Below are 20,133 nucleotides of genomic sequence, written 5' to 3'. Positions count from 1 at the left end.
GGTGAGTGCAAATGATTTTATTACTTACCCGTTTCAATGTGTACTTGCTGTGAAAGTTGATGTTCCGCCCATAAATCATGGGTTAGGATACCCTCAACGGCTTTCCTCCACTGAAAAAGTTGAGTCCTCCGGATACGATATTGATGACAAAATTTATTTCGGGCTTGTATATGTGGAAAACATTTTTTTGTTGCTAATTTTAATGTTTTTTCTAGTTTAATGATGAGTTTTTTTGCAGCAGCTGTTTTGGCACTTAATTGGAACTCTAATTTAGTAATATAGTTGTTTTTAGCTGTTTTTAATTGGTTTAAACATGTTCGTGCTTCAGTGGCAATTGAATCAGCATAAGCCCACTGAATATTAAACTTTTTCATTAGACGCTTTTCTACCTCTGATTCTGATAGCTTTTCAGTTTGCATCCAGTTAACAGCAGAGCGTTTCCAGGATTCATACAATGCTCCTAGTTCCTCAAATACGGCATGATATTCAATTTTGGCTTCTATCCCTGTCAAGGCACCGTTAAATTTGGCCATTACTACATTATATTACTAACATTTAATCACTTTATTCTCTGTTTCATATCCTAGACATTTTGTACATATTTATCTAGGATAGTCTATATTTTTTTTGGGCTTTAGCATAAAACAGACATTGCATATTAAGCGAACGATTTTAAATTAGGGAATTGAGGAATTGTTGGTAATGATGAATATTCGGTTTTTTTGAGTAACACTCCAAACCCATTTTTGGCAGTATCATTTTCACAAGTTAGTAAATTGGGCGTTGCATAAATGCGCTTGGGATTTTAATAGTTTTGTGGAATGGGCATTTTGCCCGTTCCTAATATTTTCGGCCAGGCAGGACACTCACCCCACTTATATTAATCCTGCTCCTCAGCAATACCGTAAATTGCAGTAGGCATCAGGTTATGAGAAGAAATATGATCTATCTAATTCACCTACCACCTACCACCTAAAACCTACCATCTAATTTACCTACTGCTGGTTTTCCTCATGAGACAACGACTCATATACTGGACGAGAAGGCGCTCGCTTTCCTGGTATATCTGCCATCAAATCAACTTCCACATCCTGAGTAGTACCATCATCCATAGTTTCTACCTTGTGAGCTGCAATATCTAAACATAGAGACTGTAACTCTCGCATTAATACCTTGAAAGATTCAGGAGTACCAGGTCGTGGAATTGCTTTTCCTTTAACTATTGCATTCAAAGCCTCATTTCGACCTTGCATATCATCAGATTTCACAGTCAACAACTCTTGCAAAGTATAAGCAGCACCAAAAGCTTCTAAGGCCCATACTTCCATTTCTCCAAAACGCTGACCACCTTGTTGTGCTTTACCACCCAAAGGCTGCTGAGTCACCAGAGAATAAGGTCCTGTGGAACGAGCATGAATCTTATCATCAACTAAGTGAACCAGTTTCAACATATAAGCAATTCCCACAGTCACTGGACGGTCAAACTTTTCTCCAGTTCGTCCATCATAAACACAAATTTTCCCGGCATGATTTTCATTAAATACCCAATCTTTACCAGAACGTTCCCTGGCCAATTCCAACATTCGATGTACCGTTTCCCTTGATTTTTCACGACCGTGCATCTCATCAAAAGGTACACACTTAAATCGCACGTTCAAAACCTCACCTGCCCATCCTAGCAAGCACTCAAAAATCTGCCCCACATTCATCCTCGAAGGTACACCCAAAGGATTTAACACTACATCTAATGGAGTACCATCGGGCAAATAAGGCATATCTTCAATCGGTAAAATTCGTGAAACAATACCCTTATTTCCATGTCGCCCCGCTACTTTATCTCCTACCTGAATCTTCCGCTTTTGAGCCACATAAACCCTAACCACCATATTTGCTCCAGGTGGCAATTCATCTCCTTTTTCCCTGGTAAATACTCGCACATCAACAATACGACCTTTTTCACCATTCGGCACTCGTAGAGAATTATCTCGTACATCCCGTGCTTTTTCTCCAAAAATTGCCCGCAACAACTTTTCTTCAGGTGGTTGGTCAGACTCTCCCTTGGGTGTGACTTTACCTACAAGAATATCCCCAGATTCTACCCAGGCACCAACTCGAATTATTCCTTGTTCGTCTAAGTTCCGCAGACCGTCTTCCCCTACATTAGGAATTTCTCTGGTAATTTCTTCTGGTCCTAACTTTGTTTGTCGGGCCTCAATCTCAAACTTTTCAATATGAATAGATGTATAAACATCGTCATATACTAAACGTTGACTAATCAGAATTGCATCTTCGTAGTTATAACCTTCCCAAGGCATATAAGCTACCAAAATATTCTGCCCTAAAGCCAACTCAGCACCTTCAGTGGAGGAGCCATCAGCTAATACTTGACCAGCTACTACTTGGTCTCCCTCATACACCAAAGGTCTTTGATTTAAGCAAGTATCTTGGTTAGACCTTTGATATTTACACAATGGGTAATCTATTTCATTACCCTCTGGATCGACCACAGATATTTTAGTTGAGTCTATAAAGCTAACTTCTCCATCTGTGCGGGTAATCACTACCATACCAGAGTCCCTAGCAGCTTGAGCTTCTAAACCTGTTCCAACTAAAGGTCTTTCTGGACGCAACAATGGAACTGCTTGTCGTTGCATATTGGAACCCATCAATGCCCGGTTAGCATCATCATGTTCTAAAAATGGAATTAATGACGTAGCAACTGAAACTACTTGTACTGGGGAAATTGCTACATAGTCTACTTGTTGGGGACTGGTAGTGGTAAAGTCTTGTCGATAACGTACTGGTACAACTTCCCCCAAAATATTGCCTTCTGCATCGGTCATAATGTCCCCTGGTGCTACCCGGGAATCATCTTCTGCGTCTGCAGTCATGTATATTGGCTTGCCCTCGCGCAAAACTCGACCATTTTCTACAGGATAATATGGTGTTTCGATGAATCCGTAGCCATTGACTTTAGCATGGTTTGCAAGGGAACCAATTAAACCAGCATTTGGACCTTCTGGTGTTTCGATCGGACAAATTCGCCCGTAATGGGAAGGGTGGATATCTCGTACAGCAAATCCTGCTCTTTCTCTAGTTAGTCCTCCAGGTCCTAAAGCTGATATTCGTCTTTTGTGAGTCAGCTCTGCCAATGGGTTTGTTTGGTCCATGAATTGGGACAGCTGAGAGGAGCCGAAGAATTCTTTGATGGCTGCTACCAATGGTTTTGGGTTAACCAGTGATGCTGGTGTTAATGAGTCTGCCTCAGATACAGTCATCCGTTCTCGGATAATTCGCTCTAAACGGTTTAAACCTACTCTGACTTGGTTTTGCAGGAGTTCCCCTACACTTCTCACCCGTCGGTTTCCTAAATGGTCAATATCATCTGTTTGACCAATGTCATATTCTAGATTTATGAGATAATCAACTACGGCTAATATGTCTTCTTTGGTTAATACTCGTACTGTGTTTGGTAAGTTTAACCTGAGCTTTTTATTGAGCTTATATCTTCCTACCTTTCCTAAGTCATACCTTTTTTGGTCAAAGAATCGACTGTGGAGTAGTTGTTCCCCACCTGCAATAGTTGGTGGTTCTCCAGGGCGTAATTTCCGATACAGTTCTAATAGTGCCTCTTCTTCTCCAAATTGTCCTTCTTTTTCGATTGTTTTTTGGAAATAATCAGGATGTCTCAAAGAGTCAAAAATTTCACTGTCCCCTAATCCTAAAGCTTTTAGTAATACTTGAGCTGAAAGTTTGCGGGTTTTATCTATTCTGACCCAAACTAGGTCATTTTTATCTGTTTCAAATTTCAGCCATGCACCTCGGTTAGGAATTAAGCTGGCATTATATGTGCGTCGTCCACTTTTATCTGTTTCAGATTTATAATAAACTCCAGGAGAACGAACTATTTGATTAACGATTACCCTTTCAGCTCCATTGATAATAAATGTCCCTCTGTCTGTCATTAGGGGGAGATCGCCAATAAATACTTCTTGTTCTTTTATTTCTCCAGTTTCTTTGTTGATTAAGCGGGTGGGAACATACATTTGCACTGCGTAGGTGCTGTCTCTACGTTTTGCTTCTTCTACAACATATTTGGGTTGTTTTAGTTTGTAGTTTTTGGCAATAAAGTGAAGTTCTAGTTTTCCTGTATAATCTGTAATTGGAGAATAGCTTTCTAGTTCTTCTATTAGGCCATATTCTAGAAACCATCGAAAGCTTGCCCTCTGAATTTCAATCAGATCGGGCATATTGAAAATTGGCAGGTTGCTTTGAGTGTTGATATTTAATTTTTGATGAATCATTCTTGAGTATCCTGGTTGTTTATCTATAGTTTTTTATGGGTGATTTTATCTCCCACAAATTTTCTTGAAAACTTGAATATGTAATACGCTTGTAAATTAGTTTGTGTAAGACTTTTACAATTTATCTACATAAGCAAAGCAAAGCTTCTGTGCTAAGTTATTTCTTTCATAAGTAAATTTCATAATTTCATAAGTAAATTTCATAATTTTTATTGAGTTTGATTTTAATTTTCTGCTGTTAAGTTTACTCACTAACTACTATTTTTGAATAAAACAACAAAGCTGTAGCTAATATCATTTTTATAATTTGGTTAGGATGATGAAGTTTTGCCTAAGTATTATAGTTGTACATTTAGAGCAGAAAGCCTAATACAAAAAGTTAGTTTTTAGTAATTAGTAATAAAGTTTCAATGAAAGCAAGTTAAACGATAAGTTTCTTGAAGATATCATAATTATTTGGTGAAGTTGCCAGAGAATTATACTTTAATAACTTTTCTATTCTGATCGTCTCCCAACTCAATATGTGCTATTTATGTGGCACATATTCCAATTTACTCTCAAGCTTACTTTTAGCATGACCTTTGGCCATTAGAGATTGAGTTATTAATTTACTTGTTTGACTTTTAATGATAAAATCTAGATACTATAGCTTTTAGATATTTTTGGTGTCAATAGATAATCCAAATAGCCTGCAAGCATTTTCGCTAGTTTGTAATGCTAAACTTTCTAGCGTCACACCTCTAAGTTCAGCTACTTTTTCAGCAACGTACTTAACGTAAGCAGGTTCGTTTCGTTTGCCCCGCTTTGGAACTGGTGCTAGGAATGGACAATCCGTTTCTACTAATAGTCGGTCATCATCTACTACTTTAGCTGATTCTTGAATCTGGATAGCTTTTTTAAAGGTGACAGTTCCACTAAAGCTAATATAAAATCCTAAGTCTATAAAAATCTTAGTTTCTTCTGGATTACCTCCCCAACAATGCATTACTCCTCTGACAAGTCCTTGATTTTTTTGGAAATCATCAATAATCTCGGCCATTGAGTGAGCAGCGTCACGACAATGGATAATTAATGGTTTGTTGAGTTTTTTGGCGATGGTTAACTGTTGTCTAAAAACAAATTCTTGTTGTTCTTTGTTATCTGCTTTGTAAAAATCTAATCCTGTTTCTCCGATGGCCACTACTTGAGGGTCAGATGCAGCTAACTCTTCAATTTGAGTGCCAGTGGTAGATGTCCATTTATGAGCATCTAAAGGGTGTAGGCCAACTGCATAAGACAGTTCTGGAAAACGATCTGCTATTGCTTTAATAGCACTAAATTCCTGTGGTTCAACACAAGAGTGAACCAGATGGACAACTCCTGCTTGTTGCCAACGTTGGCGTATGTGTTCCAAGTCAGAATTGAATACATCAAAGTTAATATGAACGTGAGTATCAATTAGCTGCATTTGTGGCTCTCCGGGTCTTCCAGTTATCAGTTATCATTTATCAGTACCTCCTGCTATAAGGAGGCTTGACCTTGGCGAATATTCTCTTTTCTTTTAGTCGATTTGTAGTGCTATATTGTAAGTTAGTATAGGTATATTGGCCACAACAATATAAAAAGTCGTTAATAGATAACTTTGACTACTTTAAACTTTATTTTACTGAAGGCAGATATTTAAAAAAAATTGAAGTCGGGTGCTAATTCTTGCAAATATACCGACTTGTGACATACTCCCACACTAACCATTTGGTATAGTATGGGCTTCTCGCTTCGCAGTCCTGCTATTGCATCGGACTCCACGAGCGTTAAGGACGGGATACCCCGTCGCCCTTTTTAGATCTCGAAAAACTACGCACCTAGCTCCGCAATAAGATTTTACGCTCCCAACAGATTACTAGGATTTATGGGATACAACCCCATATCCTATTTGATTTTCATGGTTCATAACTGGTGGTTGTTAGCTCGAGCTTCCCAGCTTGGTGCCACCATAACATAAAATTTATAAATGAATGGGACATCGAGTACCACTAATTTACAGCCGATTTATCTCACACCAAATTGAAAATTATGGCGTGAGGCTTATCGACGGTTTAGCTAAGTAATCCAATCTTTTTTAAGAAGCTAGAGAATCATTAGTTTCTGAAGACTCTGGCTGTTTACTGTCAATCTGTAGGTGCCTTTTATAAAATCTCACTAACCTGGACTTTTTGCGAGAACCATTATTTTTGTGTAAAACACCACATTTTACAGCTTTATCAATTTTACTGTAAGCTTTTGACATTCGCAGATTAACTTCTTGCTTTAATTCTTCTGTGGGATTAGCAGCGTAGTTTTCAACAGCAGTGAAGTATTTTTTCATCAGGGTTCTCACTGCTGATTTGTAGCTTTTGTTGCGTAAACGATTGCGTTCAGCAATCTGGATTCGCTTAATAGCAGACTTAATATTGGCCATAATTAACTTTTCTTTCAGTTCCAGAATTGTAGAAATTTATCTCGTCCCGACGGCTCCCTTGAGAGACACTGCGGAATTCCTAAGACTCACGACTTAGGTTTCTGTTTTATAGCACCTGCCTCCGAGGCTTTTCCCTCTTTTCGGCCTTACGGTTACTCCACAGACTGACACTGCTAGCCCAGCAGCCAAAATATATAAAAATATAAAGTACCAGATATATAAATATAGCATTAATTATCAAAAAATACTAATACTTATTTAAAAATATTGCAATTGAAGGTTTGGTATAGGAGTCGAGGCAAAGGGCGGGGACAGCTCTAAAGCTTAAAACTCATACAACACCCGATTTTTCCTTCTTCCCTCTTCCCTCTTCCTTCTTCCCTCTTCCTTCTTCCCTCTTCCCTCTTCCCTCTTCCTTCTTCCTTCTTCCTTCTGCTATTTTGACTTTTGCTAAAGTTATGCTACATGGAGATATTGGCAGATAATGCAGAAAACTGAGTACAGTATTAAAGATGCCAGTGTTGGTACTTCACGCTATAACAAAGAGTAATGGGTGATTCGGAAACTTAGAGAATGATTTTACTTTGATCCCTGAAATTAAATCAGGGTAAAGTTAAGAGACAGTTGGCGACCAATAAGAATTTTTCTTTCTTGATTGTCAAGTGTTGAGCATTCTACATAGTTTTAATGTTGCTCCAACTCTCTGAGTTCTGAAAGTACCCTCTACTAGCGAACTTTATTAGTTGGCATTCCTAATCTCCATGCTGCGAATAATTACTAACTGGCTTGAGGCACAAGCTGAATTAAAACGTATCACAGAACGTACCCATGATGATACGGCTATTCATAAAGAAACCACGGTGCGAGAAATCTTGCGCTCCGTTAAAGAGAAAGGCGATGAGGCTCTATTACACTATACATCAGAGTTTGACCATATTACCTTAACTCCAGAAGAGTTAAAGGTAAGTGGTTCTGAGTTAGATGCGGCCTATCAGCAAGTAAATAAGGACTTATTAAATTCTATTCGTTTTGCTGCTAAACAGATAGAAGCTTTTCACCGACAGCGAGTTCCTAAATCTTGGGTTCAGTTCGGCGATGATGAGGTGGTTTTGGGCAAACGCTACACGCCAGTAGATCGAGCTGGTCTATATGTTCCTGGCGGTCAGGCTGCTTATCCAAGTACAGTTCTGATGAATGCTATACCTGCTCAAGTGGCCAAAGTACCGAAGATTGTCATGGTAACACCACCAGGTCAAGGTAACAAAATTAATCCCGCTGTACTTGTGGCTGCCCAAGAGGCAGGCATTCAGGAAATTTATCGGATCGGAGGAGCACAGGCAATAGCAGCTCTAGCTTATGGGACAAAGACGATACCAAAAGTGGATGTCATTTCTGGGCCGGGTAATATCTATGTAACTTTGGCAAAGAAAATTGTTTATGGTACGGTAGGTATTGATTCTCTGGCCGGACCTTCAGAGGTGATGATTATTGCAGATTCTGAAGCTAACCCAGTTCATTTAGCAGCAGATATGTTGGCTCAAGCAGAACATGATTCATTGGCTTCAGCTATCTTGTTAACTACAGATTCCGCAATAGCACGTCAGGTTGTAACAGAGGTAGAGCGACAACTTCAGGATCATCCACGTCGCACAATGACAGAAAAGTCGATCGCCCATTACGGTTTAGTTGTTGTTGTTGAGTCTCTCAAAGCTGCTGCTCAACTTTCTAATCTATTTGCTCCAGAACATTTAGAGTTGGAAGTTTCGGACCCCTGGGCTTTGCTGGAAAATATTCGTCACGCTGGTGCTATTTTCCTTGGTTATTCCACTCCAGAAGCTGTGGGAGATTATTTGGCAGGGCCAAATCATACTTTGCCTACTTCTGGTGCTGCTCGCTATGCTTCAGCATTGGGGGTAGAAACATTTATGAAGCATTCTAGTTTGGTTCAATATTCTTCTACTGCTTTGCATAAGGTGGCTACAAAGATTGATATATTGGCCACAACTGAAGGGTTGCCCTCTCATGCTAACTCGGTACGAGTGAGGACGAAAATTCAGGAGCAGGAGCAACAAGAATGGGTGAAAAAAGAAAAAATTAATCAGGAAAATGATGGTAAAAATTTATAAATAGTACAAGAGGACTCCCGTTAGAATCTTTAGATCGCGGGAGAATACACCACTAATATAGAAAACTTTCAGCTGTATAGCACAAGGAAGAAGGAAGAAGGAAAAATATTGCGTTGTCTGAGTTTTAAGCTTTTGGTCCGTGCCCTTTCCTTCGGCTGCTATAAAGTTTGTAATACTATCAAAGATGGGGATTTAAAAGTAAGTCTTAATTTCCCACAAGTTGGCTATTAGCTTCTACGGTAGAAAGTCTTTTAACCTAGATGGAGCTGACTATGGTAGCCTTCTAGGTAGTTATGTATGGGAGATATATGGTCAGTTAACATCAAATATGTATGATGTATGAGGTTTTGTTTAAATATCTTATAGATAAGATGAGTTGTGACTAAATTTATTCAAACTTTACTCGGTTTCTTTGTAGAAACCTTAATTCTCTATTTAGGGCTTGCTGATTAAATCTAAAAGCACTCTTTTGATAAAGGTAAGTGCCTTTTTAGGTTGAAAAAAGTTCCTGGTATCACCTTGAGTTCGCTCAAAAAGTTAGCATAATAAAGTAGAATAATCGCAGAAAAATCACTCTTACAAATATATCCGACTATCTCTTAATTAATTCCTCGTTTCTCCTAACTACTCTCTACTCCCCTTTTCCCCTCCTGGGAGAGGTTAGGGGTGGGTATCCATATCCTTAAAAAGACTTTTTCAGCAAACCCTATTTATTCATACTGGTGGGCATTATAATTATTTTGGTAACGGCAGACTAAACATTTGAGACTTCATTTACTATTACTATACAGGACTACCTAATTTCTTATCTCTACTAATACTCTTGTCTATGGCCTTCAAAACAATTATTGTCGCTCTCAGCAATTTACACTCAGATCTAGATTTAGTAATTCAAGCATTGACAGAATTTCACTTAACATCAAAAACGAGAGTGATTTTATCTCATGTGGTTGCTACGGAAAAATCAGATTTGGATTGGGAAGCGGATCAACCTCAACCTGAAGGGAAAAACATTTCTGTTGGGGAATTTGAAAAGCAACTCAAAGTTTACCGAGAAAAACTTCCTTGTACTACTGAAGTAGAGGTTGTGACTGGCGATCCAACTGAAGAAATTGTTCGTTTATCTAATATTTATAATGCAGATTTAATTGTAATTGGTAGTCGGGGATTAAAAGGTATCAATCGGATTTTGCAGGGTTCTATTAGTAGTCAGGTTGTTGCTGAAGCAAATTGCTCTGTGTTTGTGATCAAGCAGAGATAGCTAATACTATATTTTTTATAAGTAGAAGTATTCAGGTCATAAATTACTATAAAAATAGCCAAAACAAATAGGCAATCAAAAGCAATAATAATTTAATTGCAGTCTTTATTTTATGTATAGGAAATATGATTAACTTATTGGATAATGGTTAACCACAGAAAATCATAAATTCAATACATTAATCTTATTCTTTCTGTGTTAAATCAATCATAATTTGACATTGAGGCAAATTTTAACATCTGGCTCTAAAATACTCAGAAAGTAATAAAAATACAAAATTCAAAATTGTCTCTAACTCAGAGAATTGGGCTATATGGGATTTGACAAATTCCAACAGAAGTACGAAAATAAGTCCTAAAATTTCCCAAAATCTAATTCTCAAGCTATATAAAATCAGGTAAAACAAGAGGCATGAAAACTTTTTTGAAGCAGTCTATAGCTGCAATGACAACTTTAGGACTATTAACTTTCTTTTCTCTTCGTCCAGCACCAGTCAGGGCAAATTTCTTTGACCAAAAAGAAGTCGAGCAGTCTCGATACATTGCAATTGCAATTCCTCGTGCTTTTGGGCCACAATTGCTGATTTTAGAACAAAAAACCGATGCCAGACAATGTTGGGGTGAAAGTGGCGATCGCCCTGTTTTGGTCGATCCTCTATTACTAAATTTTGACTTTACAGGTATTTGTGGACGTGCTACTGACAGTAATGGTTATTCTATCCGAATAGCAAATACTGATCTGGCTCTTGAATATGCTCTGTCTTTGCAAATGAGCGGAGGGGATATACGACTAATGGGTATTTCTCGTTATGATTCTAATGCACCACGACTACTGATCGGTAGAACTTATGGTTTAGCTGACGGGTTTACTAAAATTATTCTTGAACCTGGTTGGCGGTTTGCTAAAAGAACTTATCAGGGTAAAGAGTTAGGTCATATATATGTTACTACTGACTGGATGCCAACAGAGTTAGAAAGTAATAATAACAACTAGATATAGCAGTTTCCTACTCGATAGAGTACATATTATTGATGGTTTTAGGGAGTAGAGAATGGGGAAGATGGGGAGGCAATATAGGGAACAAGCAAAAAATATTTACCCCGTCAGTTGTACCACATTGATCGCCGAATCTGCTGTATATAAAATTAATTTGAAAAGGCAGTCATTTTTAATGACCGCCTTTTAATACTCCTCAACACCACTTAAAAGAAATTGACACAAAAGTTGTGTCCTAATATAAACAGAGTTTTTGAGAAAGAGCATCGACGACTGGCCGTGTTTCGTCTCGATGCTCTTGCTGATTCGCTCCTCACACGGTAGATAGTCTAACTTACTAAGCTCATTTTGTCACTACATTTCAGTAATTTTTTTTTGACAAATCTTGAAAGCACTATCTATCAAGAGCTTCACCGAAAAAATTGGGTCTTCTGAACAAGCATTGGGTCAACCCGCTGAAGAGCTAGGCTCAGTAAGACTCTCCGCCCCTGACTGTCTGATAGGATATAAACTTTGGGATAACCAATCTAAAATCAAAGAATTAACTATTGTTGGCCTTTCATCGTGGGGGCAATGACCAGTGTTGGGTATGGGAACAAATTGGATAAATGCACCTTTCTCTGCTAAGTCTTGATAAATTTTTCCACCTGAAATTGGTGTCCAAGGGTCGTTTTCTCCCCAAATTACTAACAATGGTGCTTGAATTTTTGGTAACAATTCTGAGGGATGGGGTCCAGCAGGTGCAGTGAGAATTGAAGCAAAAACTTTCTGCGCTCCAGGGTCGCAGGAAGGACGATGAAGTAGTTCGATTAACTCATCTGTAATGGCTTCTTGATTACTATAAACTTGTTTGAGGGTGCCACGAATACGATATTTTTTACGGACTTGATTGAAAATAAATGGTCCTAGAGCTGGGGAGTTAACTAATTTGCTGAACATTCCCATTATGAATCTTAGAGGAGGATTTAGTTCTTGAGGTCGATGGTTTAAGCCTCCTGCACAGTTAATGAGAATTCCACCTGTACAGATTTCTGGGTAGTCTGCTAGTATCATTAGGCTAAGTAGTCCACCAATGGAGTTGCCTATAAAGACGGTGGGTTTTTGAATGTGTTGCTTCCAGAAGTCGTATAATAGTTCTTGCCAAAGTTCTAATGAGTAATCTATGGGAGGCTTAGAAGATGCGCCAAATCCTAATAAGTCGAGGGCAAATACTTGATGGCCTCCAGTGGCGAGGGTAGGGATATTGTTACGCCAATGACCTATGGATGCACCAAAACCATGAATTAATACTAGGGGTTGTCCAGTTCCCATGACTGTATATTGGATTTGGTGGTTTTTCCAAGTCCAGGTATGTAGGTCTAGTTGATTTGGTGGTGTCGCTATAACGGTGTTCATTTTATAAAGTTTTGTAAAGTTACATATTTATGATAATAGAAATTTTGGCAAAATTTAGGTCTATATTTTCATTGGTAGGGGAGTGGGAGAGTAGGGGAGCGAACCCACCCCTAAACCCTCCCAGGAGGGGAAGTAAACATCAGAATAATTAACATTAACTTGGCTAAAATTAGCAAAAAAATTTATTCTGCTCTTTTTCATTACTTAATAACTGAAGTGCTACCTAAGTCAAGTATTAATACATGGGAATTGGTATAAGATTCTTGCAGAAGCGATCGCTAAAGTATGTTGGGAATCAATATACTAATTAACTGTTAAGTTGATTAATAAATTCTTGGTGTTCGGTACTAGATAATCCTTGTTGAAGTATATTTAAAACTTCAGCCAAATTTCCCTCTATTAAGGATTTAACTGCTAATTATAATCCAGGGTTTTTTTTACTTTTGAATTATGGGTTTTTATTGATGGTAATAGAAATATATTCACTCTCACTATCAATGCTAATTAACAGTTAAGTTGACTGACAAATTATTGGTGTTCGGTACTAGATAATTCCTGCTGAAGTAGATTGAATACTTTAGGGAAATTTATTTCTATTCAGTATTTAACTGCTAACTATAATCCAGGAAAAATTATACTTTTTATTACTCCGTTTGATCTATGGCAATATAAAGATTCTCACTCTAACTAAAAATGCTAATTAACAGTTAAGTTGACTGACAAATTATTGGTGTTCGGTACTAGATAATTCCTGCTGAAGTAGATTGAATACTTTAGGGAAATTTATTTCTATTCAGGATTTAACTGCTAACTATAATCCAAGGATTTTTTTACTTTTCAACCCTGGTTTTTTATTGATGGCAATAGAAATCTATCCACTCTAATTAAAAATGCTAATTAACTATTAATTTTACTAATAAATTCTTGATGTTCGGAACTAGATAATCCCTGTTGAAGTACATTTAAAATTTCAGCTAAATTTCCTTCTATTAAGGATTTAACTGCTAATCATAATCCAGGAAAAACTTGACTTTTTAGAACTCCATTTTCATCTATTGTCGCAGAAATATATTCACCTTCAGATAACAAAAAATAACTTAATTATTGCTCATAAACTCGCCAAACTAAATATTCTTTGACTCCATTACGTTGATAAATTTTTAATTTATCATGTAAATCATAAGCAGCGCTACTAGCAGCAATTTAAACAATTAATTCTGGCGCACCTTCTATATAATCATCCTCACTAATTTTTGTTTGTCCTCCTAAATTTGGTTCAATAAATAACATGGCATCTGGTTGAGGTTCGTTATTTTTATCTAAACGAATAGTTGTATTATCAGCACCCTTAACTCCAGGAGTTGCAGCAGCATAAACTCCCAACCAGGTATTAATTGAAAATGAGGTTCTCCATGGGCAGAAAATCTTAATGGTGAAGCCATATAAACAATTCCTTCAATAAGTTCAGCTTTTTGATGTTTTGCCATAGAAAAGTAGCGCTTTTCAAACTCATCTCTAGTTAAGCGTTCGCGGAGCGTGGCGTCAGCCGTATCGCCACTTTCTAAAGGTATTATTGTAGTTTTATTCATAGTTTTAACGAAAAATAGAAATTACCAAAAAAAGATTATAAAATTTCTAAAATTTGGTAGATTACTTTTATTTATTATGTTATTTATAACGCAATACGGTTTTCTACGGAATGCTGCGCAAACAGAGAAGACTAAAACTCATAAGGTATGGGAGTATTAGAGTAACTCTTCAGATTACAGAACTGTCATTTCAGTTATCAGTTATCAGTTATCAGTTATCAGTACTTCTAGTTAAAGTCAGAGGCTTGAAATATTGAACTTTATTTTTTTTCATCCCCTTTAAAGGGGAGGCTATTGACCTTATTTGTTGGTCAAAAAAATCCTTAATTGAACTGTATTAATCTATAGAATTATTTACCGAATAATTAAGGTTAAAATCCTCTCACTCGCTGTGGAGAAACAAGCGGTCGTTAGCGCAGCTTTCCCGTAGGGTGGGATGACGAGGTCTCCTCGCCATATCCAATCGACCAAGAGAGAAAATATTTTCCTTTTATTCAATCCTCTTCCTTTTAGGGAGAGGTAATTATCAATTATTGAATTTCCTTCTTCCTTCTTCCCTCTTCCTTCTTCCTTTCTTCTTTAAATATTAGCCATTCTATCCTCAACCATCATTCGCACAACATCTGGCATTTTATACTGTGCTTTCCATTCTAATTTTTCTTTAGCTTTAATTGGATTTGCCCTACCTAAAGAAATATCAGTAGGGCGATATAAACTCTGGTCTACCTCTACATAATTTTGCCAATTTAATCCTACAGTAGCAAAAGCTTCTATTACAAAATCTTGCAAAGGATAACTTTCTCCAGTAGCAATTACATAATCATCTGGTTCATCCTGCTGCAACATCAAATACATTGCTTCTACATATTCGGGGGCCCAACCCCAATCTCTCTGCACTGAAATATTTCCTAAATGTAATTTTTCATTACTACCATTAGCAATTTTACAAACAACTGAAACAATTTTTTGAGTTACAAAACGTTGAGGTCTGAGAGGAGATTCGTGGTTAAATAATATGCCAGAACAAGCAAATAAATTGTAAGCTTCTCGATAATTTGCTACTTCCCAAAAGGCTGTAGATTTAGCAACAGCATAAGGACTTCTTGGGCGAAAAGGAGTAATTTCTGTAGCAGGTTGACCGCCTGTATCACCAAAACATTCGCTGGAGCTAGCATTATATAATTTAATTTTTGCTCCGGTAAATCTAATTGCTTCTAATAAATTTAATGTACCAGTAGCGATACTTTCTAATGTTTCTACAGGTTGTTGAAAAGATAGACCTACTGAACTTTGACCGGCTAGATTATAAACTTCATCTGGTTGATATTTTGTTAATATTTGTAAGACACTTCTAAAGTCAGTTAAAGACATAGAGTCTAATTTTACTTTGTCACGAATATCTAAACGATATAAGTTGTTAAAAGTAGACATTTGGGCATCTCGGGAAGTGCCACAAACATTGTAACCTTTTTCTAGTAATAGTTTGGCTAAGTAGGAGCCGTCTTGACCTGAAATTCCAGAAATTAATGCTGTTTTCATAATTTTTAAAGAAGGAGAAAAAAGAAATAAATCTTTGGGATTTGCTGAATAAGTCTGATATTTTAATTAATCAAAGTTTTAAGGGTTATTGAGATATTTATATAGTGCATTGAAGAAGGCAGCTATGCTGAAGGGAAAATTGCTTATGGATAGTCTTCGACACGCCACTCCGTGTCTACAAACCCCAAACAATTTTAAGCACCTTCGTTGACGGTGGGGTATTAAACCCGCCACAGAAAAGATAAAAACAAATAAGTCGAACCGTATGTCAAAATTCAGCCATTTTTTTGAACTGAAACAGTGAAAATTTTTCTATTGTTAAACTTCAATAAACTCTTGCCTTTCCTTACCTATTTTTTTTACCATACCCTATATTAGAAGGCTGACTTTATCGCCTTTTCCAGGTAATAAGTCAGGAGTAAGAATTAATAAGAATTTTTTTTGACTTTTCCTGAACCCCTCCTTACCTAATTGGGTTAAATACCTCATTATTCTATAATACCATTTTGATAATTAGCACGCCAGTTATTGTTAATTATTCTTATGTTTACTTTTCCCCTACTCTCCCGCAATGCCAAAATATAGCAAACATTTATCACCCTTGATATAACTTCTGAATCCTGTATTTTGAGATCATGTCCGTTTGAATACTTACACTTTGGAGGAAGGAAGGCAGCTATGCTGAAGGGAAGAAAAGGTTAGGAGGGATAAAGTTTTTTTATAACTGATTATTCGGACATGATATGATTTACTCTTCAAAGATATCTTTTGATTAAAAACAAAAGGTTATTGCCTAAATTTAATCTTCTCCCCTACTCTCCCACAATGCCAAAATATAGCAAACATTTATCACCCTTGATATAACTTCTGAATCCTGTATTTTGAGATCATGTCCGTTTGAATACTTACACTTTGGAGGAAGGAAGGCAGCTATGCTGAAGGGAAGAAAAGGTTAGGAGGGATAAAGTTTTTTTATAACTGATTATTCGGACATGATATGATTTATTCTTCAAAGATATCTTTTGATTAAAAACAAAAGGTTATTGCCTAAATTTAATCTTTATTCAGGTTATGTAAAAAATATTTTGGAGTTATATGAAAATGTTCAACAATTAATAATTAATAATTAATAATTAATTATTACCTCTCCTTGAAAAGAAGAGGATTGACTAATCATGAAAAATTTTCTTGTTTCTCCTTGTAGAGCGACAGCTCGCGGCGCAGCCAAGGAGAGGCTTTAAACCTTAATTATTCGGTAAATTTTTCATACTTTAATAATCGATTTTAGTTTTCTTACAAATTATTTAGAATTGCTATATATCTTATATTATCTTTCTGTGGTCGGTCGTTGACTATCCATCAGAAATTTTCCCTTCAGCATAGCTGCCTTCAGCATAGCTGCCTTCTGCCTTCTTCAAATCAATCTGGAATTGTTTCTGCTAGAATTTTCGCTAGATTTTTGAGATGTGCTGCATAGTTTTTTTGATTCTGATCGAGTTGTATTTTGTCCTTATTTTCTAGTTTTAGTTTGGTTTTTTCCAGTTCTGTTTGAGTTTCTTGAAGTTGAGATTGACTGCTATTCAATTCTTCTTGATACTTGAAATAGTTAGATTGAGATTGTTCTAATTCTGCTTGTACTTCATCGAGTTGGAATTGGGTAATTTCTAACTCTTCTCGCGCATCATGTAGTTCTGAAGAATATTTGTCTACTTCTGTTTGAATTTGCTGTAGTTTGGCTTCGGTTTTTTTGGCTTTTTCTTGGTTTTGCTGAAGTTGAGACTGAGCAGATACTAATTTTTGGGAAAATTCGTCTCGCTGAGATTTGGTATTTTCTAATTCTGTGTGAATTTTTTGTAGTTGTGCTTCGGTATTTTCGGCTTTTTCTTTATTTTGCTGAAGTTGAGACTGAGCAGATACTAATTTTGCGGAAAATTCGTCTCGTTGAGATTTGGTATTTTCTAATTCTGTGTGAATTTTTTGTAGTTGTGCTTCGGATTTTTCGGCTTTTTCTTGGTTTTGCTGAAGTTGAGACTGAGCAGATACTAATTTTGCGGAAAATTCGTCTCGCTGAGATTTAGTATTTTCTAATTCTGTGTGAATTTTTTGTAGTTGTGCTTCGGAATTTTCAGCTTTTTCTTGATTTTGCTGAAGTTGAGACTGAGATTTTTCTAATTCTTCTAATATTTGGTCTCTTTGAGATTGGATATTTTCTAATTCTGTGTGAATTTTTTGTAGCTGTTTTTCGGAATTTTGAGCTTTTTCTTGATTTTGCTGAAGTTGAGACTGAGCAGATACTAATTTTGCGGAAAATTCGTCTCGCTGAGATTTAGTATTTTCTAATTCTGTTTGAATTTGTTGTAGCTGTGCTTCGGAATTTTCAGCTTTTTCTTGATTTTGCTGAAGTTGAGAATGAGATTTTCCTAACTCTTCTAATATTTGGTCTCTTTGAGATTGGATATTTTCTAATTCTTCACGATTTTGCTGAAGTTGAGACTGGGTAGATACTAATTTCTGAGAAAGTTCATCTTTCTGAGACTGAATATTTTCTAACTCGGCTTGATTTTCCTGAAATTTTACCTCCAATGAAACACTATTCCCTATTTCTGAAATATCCACATCTCGAAAAACTGGCGTACTATTCCAAGGTTCAAAAGGTATAAGTTTTGAAGTGGAAAAATGAGGTCGAAAGAAATATTTTCCCACTTCATTTAATAGACAAGCAGCAAAAGCAAAGGGAGTATTAGAAATAGCAACAAAATCACACTTACTCAGTAAGAAAAAATTCAGATATTCTCTATTAACTTCAATCTCCAAGTCTTGAACAGTTAAAGGATGATATTCAGAAAAATAAACCAGAGGTAATTCCTCTATATTATCGCTGGCAATAAATAGAACTGGTTCCTCTAAAGTTTCCCATAAACCATCTAACCAAATTTTATACCACTCACTCGGAGCAACAGCAAAATTACTATTTTCCTCTGAATGTGATTGTAAATGTAAACCAATAATAGTTTTGCCATAAGAGTGTAATTTTTCCCAAGCAACTTTTACTTTTTCTTCTATCTCTAGTGCAGGTTGAAACAAAGAACAAAAGTATTCTTTAAAGGGCGCATAATAGCGAGTGTGATATAAAAAATTTCCATGAATATCTACATTTTTCAAAATTTTTGTATTACCGAGGATAAATTCATTATCATTCTCCGAAACTTCAGGTAAATCTTCAGAAATTTCTCGGTCTTTATGCCCAAATAATTCTTGTCCTATCCATTTTGGAGCCTCTACTGATAAGCCATTTTCTTGAGCATAAATTTTCAAGAAACCATACTGGAAAATTTGATTACCCAATCCACCATTTTTGCCAAGGGTAGACATACTAATTACTTGTTTTCTCACATAAAAAACATCTCCCCAAGAAGGGTGAAAAGGTGTTGCCTCCGCTATTTTGCCAAAACCATTCTGTGCTAAAAACTCATCAATTTTTTCTGCTAAAGCACAACCTTCATAGAGTTCTTCATAATTAACCTTAGTGTAAACTGCATCTATATATTTAAGTAGATTAGTTGCGCCTTGTAATGCCAAAAGTTCTGCCCCTTGAATATCTAGATTGAGAATATTAAAATCTCCTGGTGTTAGTCCTAATTCTGGTAGCAAAGTATCAAGAGTTTTTGACTCAACAGTTAGTTGATGTGTTTCTTTAATATTTGGATAAATATTTCGATAAAATTTCAAAGGCAAAATCGAACTACTCTTTCCCATAGAATTAACATATAATTTAACTTTTCCATTTTGATTACTAATAGCATAATTAACAGCTTGCACATCAATAGAAGCTTCGGTAATATTTGTTTTTAGCCTTTCAAATACTGTGGGGTTAGCTTCAATGAAAAGAATTTTTGAAATATTTAATGCTTGATAAGTTTTAATATCTTTACCCTCATAAGCACCCACATGAATAATGCCTCTAGGAAAAATTTGGTTTTGAGAACAAAGGTTCTTTAAATCTAATTTCATTACTACTAATACTTAAATAATTTCAGTTCAGGAAAAAATAAATAGGTCGCTCTTAATAATTAATAATTAATAATTAATAATTATTGATATGCTGATTAAATATCAAAGTACTGACATATATTGGTTTCAGCCTTTAAAGGAGCGAAAAAAGTGCAAGCTTTTCAGTCGAAAGAGCTGCATAAAGCTAGTATTTTGGGATGATTATGGCAGAAAAATCACTCATACAATTTTTACGACTACCTCCTCTATAATTTGCATTTCTCCAGTATAGCTGTCTTCCCCTCCTGAGAGGGGTTAGGGGTGGGTTTTCTCCTACCCCTACCACTCATACTTTCCATACGCAAACCCTAATTAATAATTACCTCTCTTTGAAAAGAAGAAGATTGACTAATAATGAAAAATTTTTCTTCTCTTGGTCGATTAGATCTGGCGAGGAAATTTCGCCATCTCTCGACCACTTTTTATCCCTTTAAAA

Annotated in this window: 10 protein-coding genes and 1 pseudogene; 3 read left to right on the top strand and 8 right to left on the bottom strand. The window is 36.3% G+C overall.

The annotated features are described in order from the left end of the window. Positions 1-20: 20 nt before the first annotated feature. From F6K15_RS21875 to rpsT, 4 genes are all read right to left on the bottom strand, one after another. A complete protein-coding gene (locus F6K15_RS21875; RefSeq protein WP_293064251.1) occupies positions 21-533 on the bottom strand; it encodes a hypothetical protein in 513 nt (170 codons plus the stop codon). Positions 534-995: 462 nt separating this feature from the next. Next, positions 996-4,304, bottom strand: coding sequence for a DNA-directed RNA polymerase subunit beta (gene rpoB, locus F6K15_RS21870; protein WP_293064250.1), 3,309 nt, complete (start codon positions 4,302-4,304; stop codon positions 996-998). Positions 4,305-4,956: 652 nt separating this feature from the next. Further along, entirely contained in the window at positions 4,957-5,751 is a 795-nt protein-coding gene (locus F6K15_RS21865) for a TatD family hydrolase (RefSeq protein WP_293064249.1), read from the bottom strand. A 651-nt stretch (positions 5,752-6,402) separates the two neighbouring features. Further along, positions 6,403-6,741 (bottom strand): 30S ribosomal protein S20, encoded by a 339-nt coding sequence (gene rpsT, locus F6K15_RS21860; protein WP_293064248.1) that lies wholly within the window; start codon positions 6,739-6,741, stop codon positions 6,403-6,405. 761 nt (positions 6,742-7,502) lie between these two features. Here rpsT and hisD point away from each other — a divergent pair. The 3 genes from hisD (at position 7,503) to F6K15_RS21845 (ending at position 11,121) form a co-directional block, all read left to right on the top strand. Beyond that, positions 7,503-8,867 carry a histidinol dehydrogenase gene (gene hisD / locus F6K15_RS21855; RefSeq protein WP_293064261.1) on the top strand — a complete coding sequence of 455 codons (1,365 nt, stop codon included), beginning with the start codon at positions 7,503-7,505 and terminating at the stop codon, positions 8,865-8,867. Between the two features lie 829 nt (positions 8,868-9,696). Beyond that, a complete protein-coding gene (locus tag F6K15_RS21850) occupies positions 9,697-10,128 on the top strand; it encodes a universal stress protein (protein WP_293064247.1) in 432 nt (143 codons plus the stop codon). Positions 10,129-10,539: 411 nt separating this feature from the next. Then, complete coding sequence (locus F6K15_RS21845) at positions 10,540-11,121, top strand: DUF3747 domain-containing protein (RefSeq protein WP_293064246.1); 582 nt, start codon at positions 10,540-10,542, stop codon at positions 11,119-11,121. Between the two features lie 450 nt (positions 11,122-11,571). Here the strand turns inward: F6K15_RS21845 and F6K15_RS21840 are convergent, their stop codons facing one another. The 4 genes and pseudogenes from F6K15_RS21840 to F6K15_RS21825 form a co-directional block, all read right to left on the bottom strand. Beyond that, the gene (locus F6K15_RS21840; RefSeq protein ID WP_293064244.1) at positions 11,572-12,519 is read right to left on the bottom strand and encodes an alpha/beta fold hydrolase; all 948 of its coding nucleotides are present in this window, start codon (positions 12,517-12,519) and stop codon (positions 11,572-11,574) included. An 897-nt stretch (positions 12,520-13,416) separates the two neighbouring features. Next, positions 13,417-14,108 (bottom strand): annotated as a pseudogene (locus tag F6K15_RS21835) (Uma2 family endonuclease). 579 nt (positions 14,109-14,687) lie between these two features. Continuing rightward, positions 14,688-15,647, bottom strand: a complete 960-nt coding sequence (locus F6K15_RS21830) for a GDP-mannose 4,6-dehydratase (protein ID WP_293064242.1) — start codon at positions 15,645-15,647, stop codon at positions 14,688-14,690. Positions 15,648-17,066: 1,419 nt separating this feature from the next. Further along, positions 17,067-19,658 carry an FkbM family methyltransferase gene (locus tag F6K15_RS21825; protein WP_293064241.1) on the bottom strand — a complete coding sequence of 864 codons (2,592 nt, stop codon included), beginning with the start codon at positions 19,656-19,658 and terminating at the stop codon, positions 17,067-17,069. Positions 19,659-20,133 lie beyond the last annotated feature (475 nt).

The sequence above is a fragment of the Okeania sp. SIO2B3 genome, assembly GCF_010672525.1.
Classification (GTDB): domain Bacteria; phylum Cyanobacteriota; class Cyanobacteriia; order Cyanobacteriales; family Microcoleaceae; genus Okeania.
Note: the sequence above shows the minus strand (reverse complement) of the source record. Positions and strands in the feature narration are given on the sequence as shown.

Bases quoted from the DNA above. Each gene is read 5' to 3' on its own strand.
- F6K15_RS21875 (WP_293064251.1), bottom strand. From the start codon at position 533: ATGGCCAAATTTAACGGTGCCTTGACAGGGATAGAAGCCAAAATTGAA.
- rpoB (WP_293064250.1), bottom strand. From the start codon at position 4,304: ATGATTCATCAAAAATTAAATATCAACACTCAAAGCAACCTGCCAATT.
- F6K15_RS21865 (WP_293064249.1), bottom strand. From the start codon at position 5,751: ATGCAGCTAATTGATACTCACGTTCATATTAACTTTGATGTATTCAAT.
- rpsT (WP_293064248.1), bottom strand. From the start codon at position 6,741: ATGGCCAATATTAAGTCTGCTATTAAGCGAATCCAGATTGCTGAACGC.
- hisD (WP_293064261.1), top strand. From the start codon at position 7,503: ATGCTGCGAATAATTACTAACTGGCTTGAGGCACAAGCTGAATTAAAA.
- F6K15_RS21850 (WP_293064247.1), top strand. From the start codon at position 9,697: ATGGCCTTCAAAACAATTATTGTCGCTCTCAGCAATTTACACTCAGAT.
- F6K15_RS21845 (WP_293064246.1), top strand. From the start codon at position 10,540: ATGAAAACTTTTTTGAAGCAGTCTATAGCTGCAATGACAACTTTAGGA.
- F6K15_RS21840 (WP_293064244.1), bottom strand. From the start codon at position 12,519: ATGAACACCGTTATAGCGACACCACCAAATCAACTAGACCTACATACC.
- F6K15_RS21830 (WP_293064242.1), bottom strand. From the start codon at position 15,647: ATGAAAACAGCATTAATTTCTGGAATTTCAGGTCAAGACGGCTCCTAC.
- F6K15_RS21825 (WP_293064241.1), bottom strand. From the start codon at position 19,658: ATGAAATTAGATTTAAAGAACCTTTGTTCTCAAAACCAAATTTTTCCT.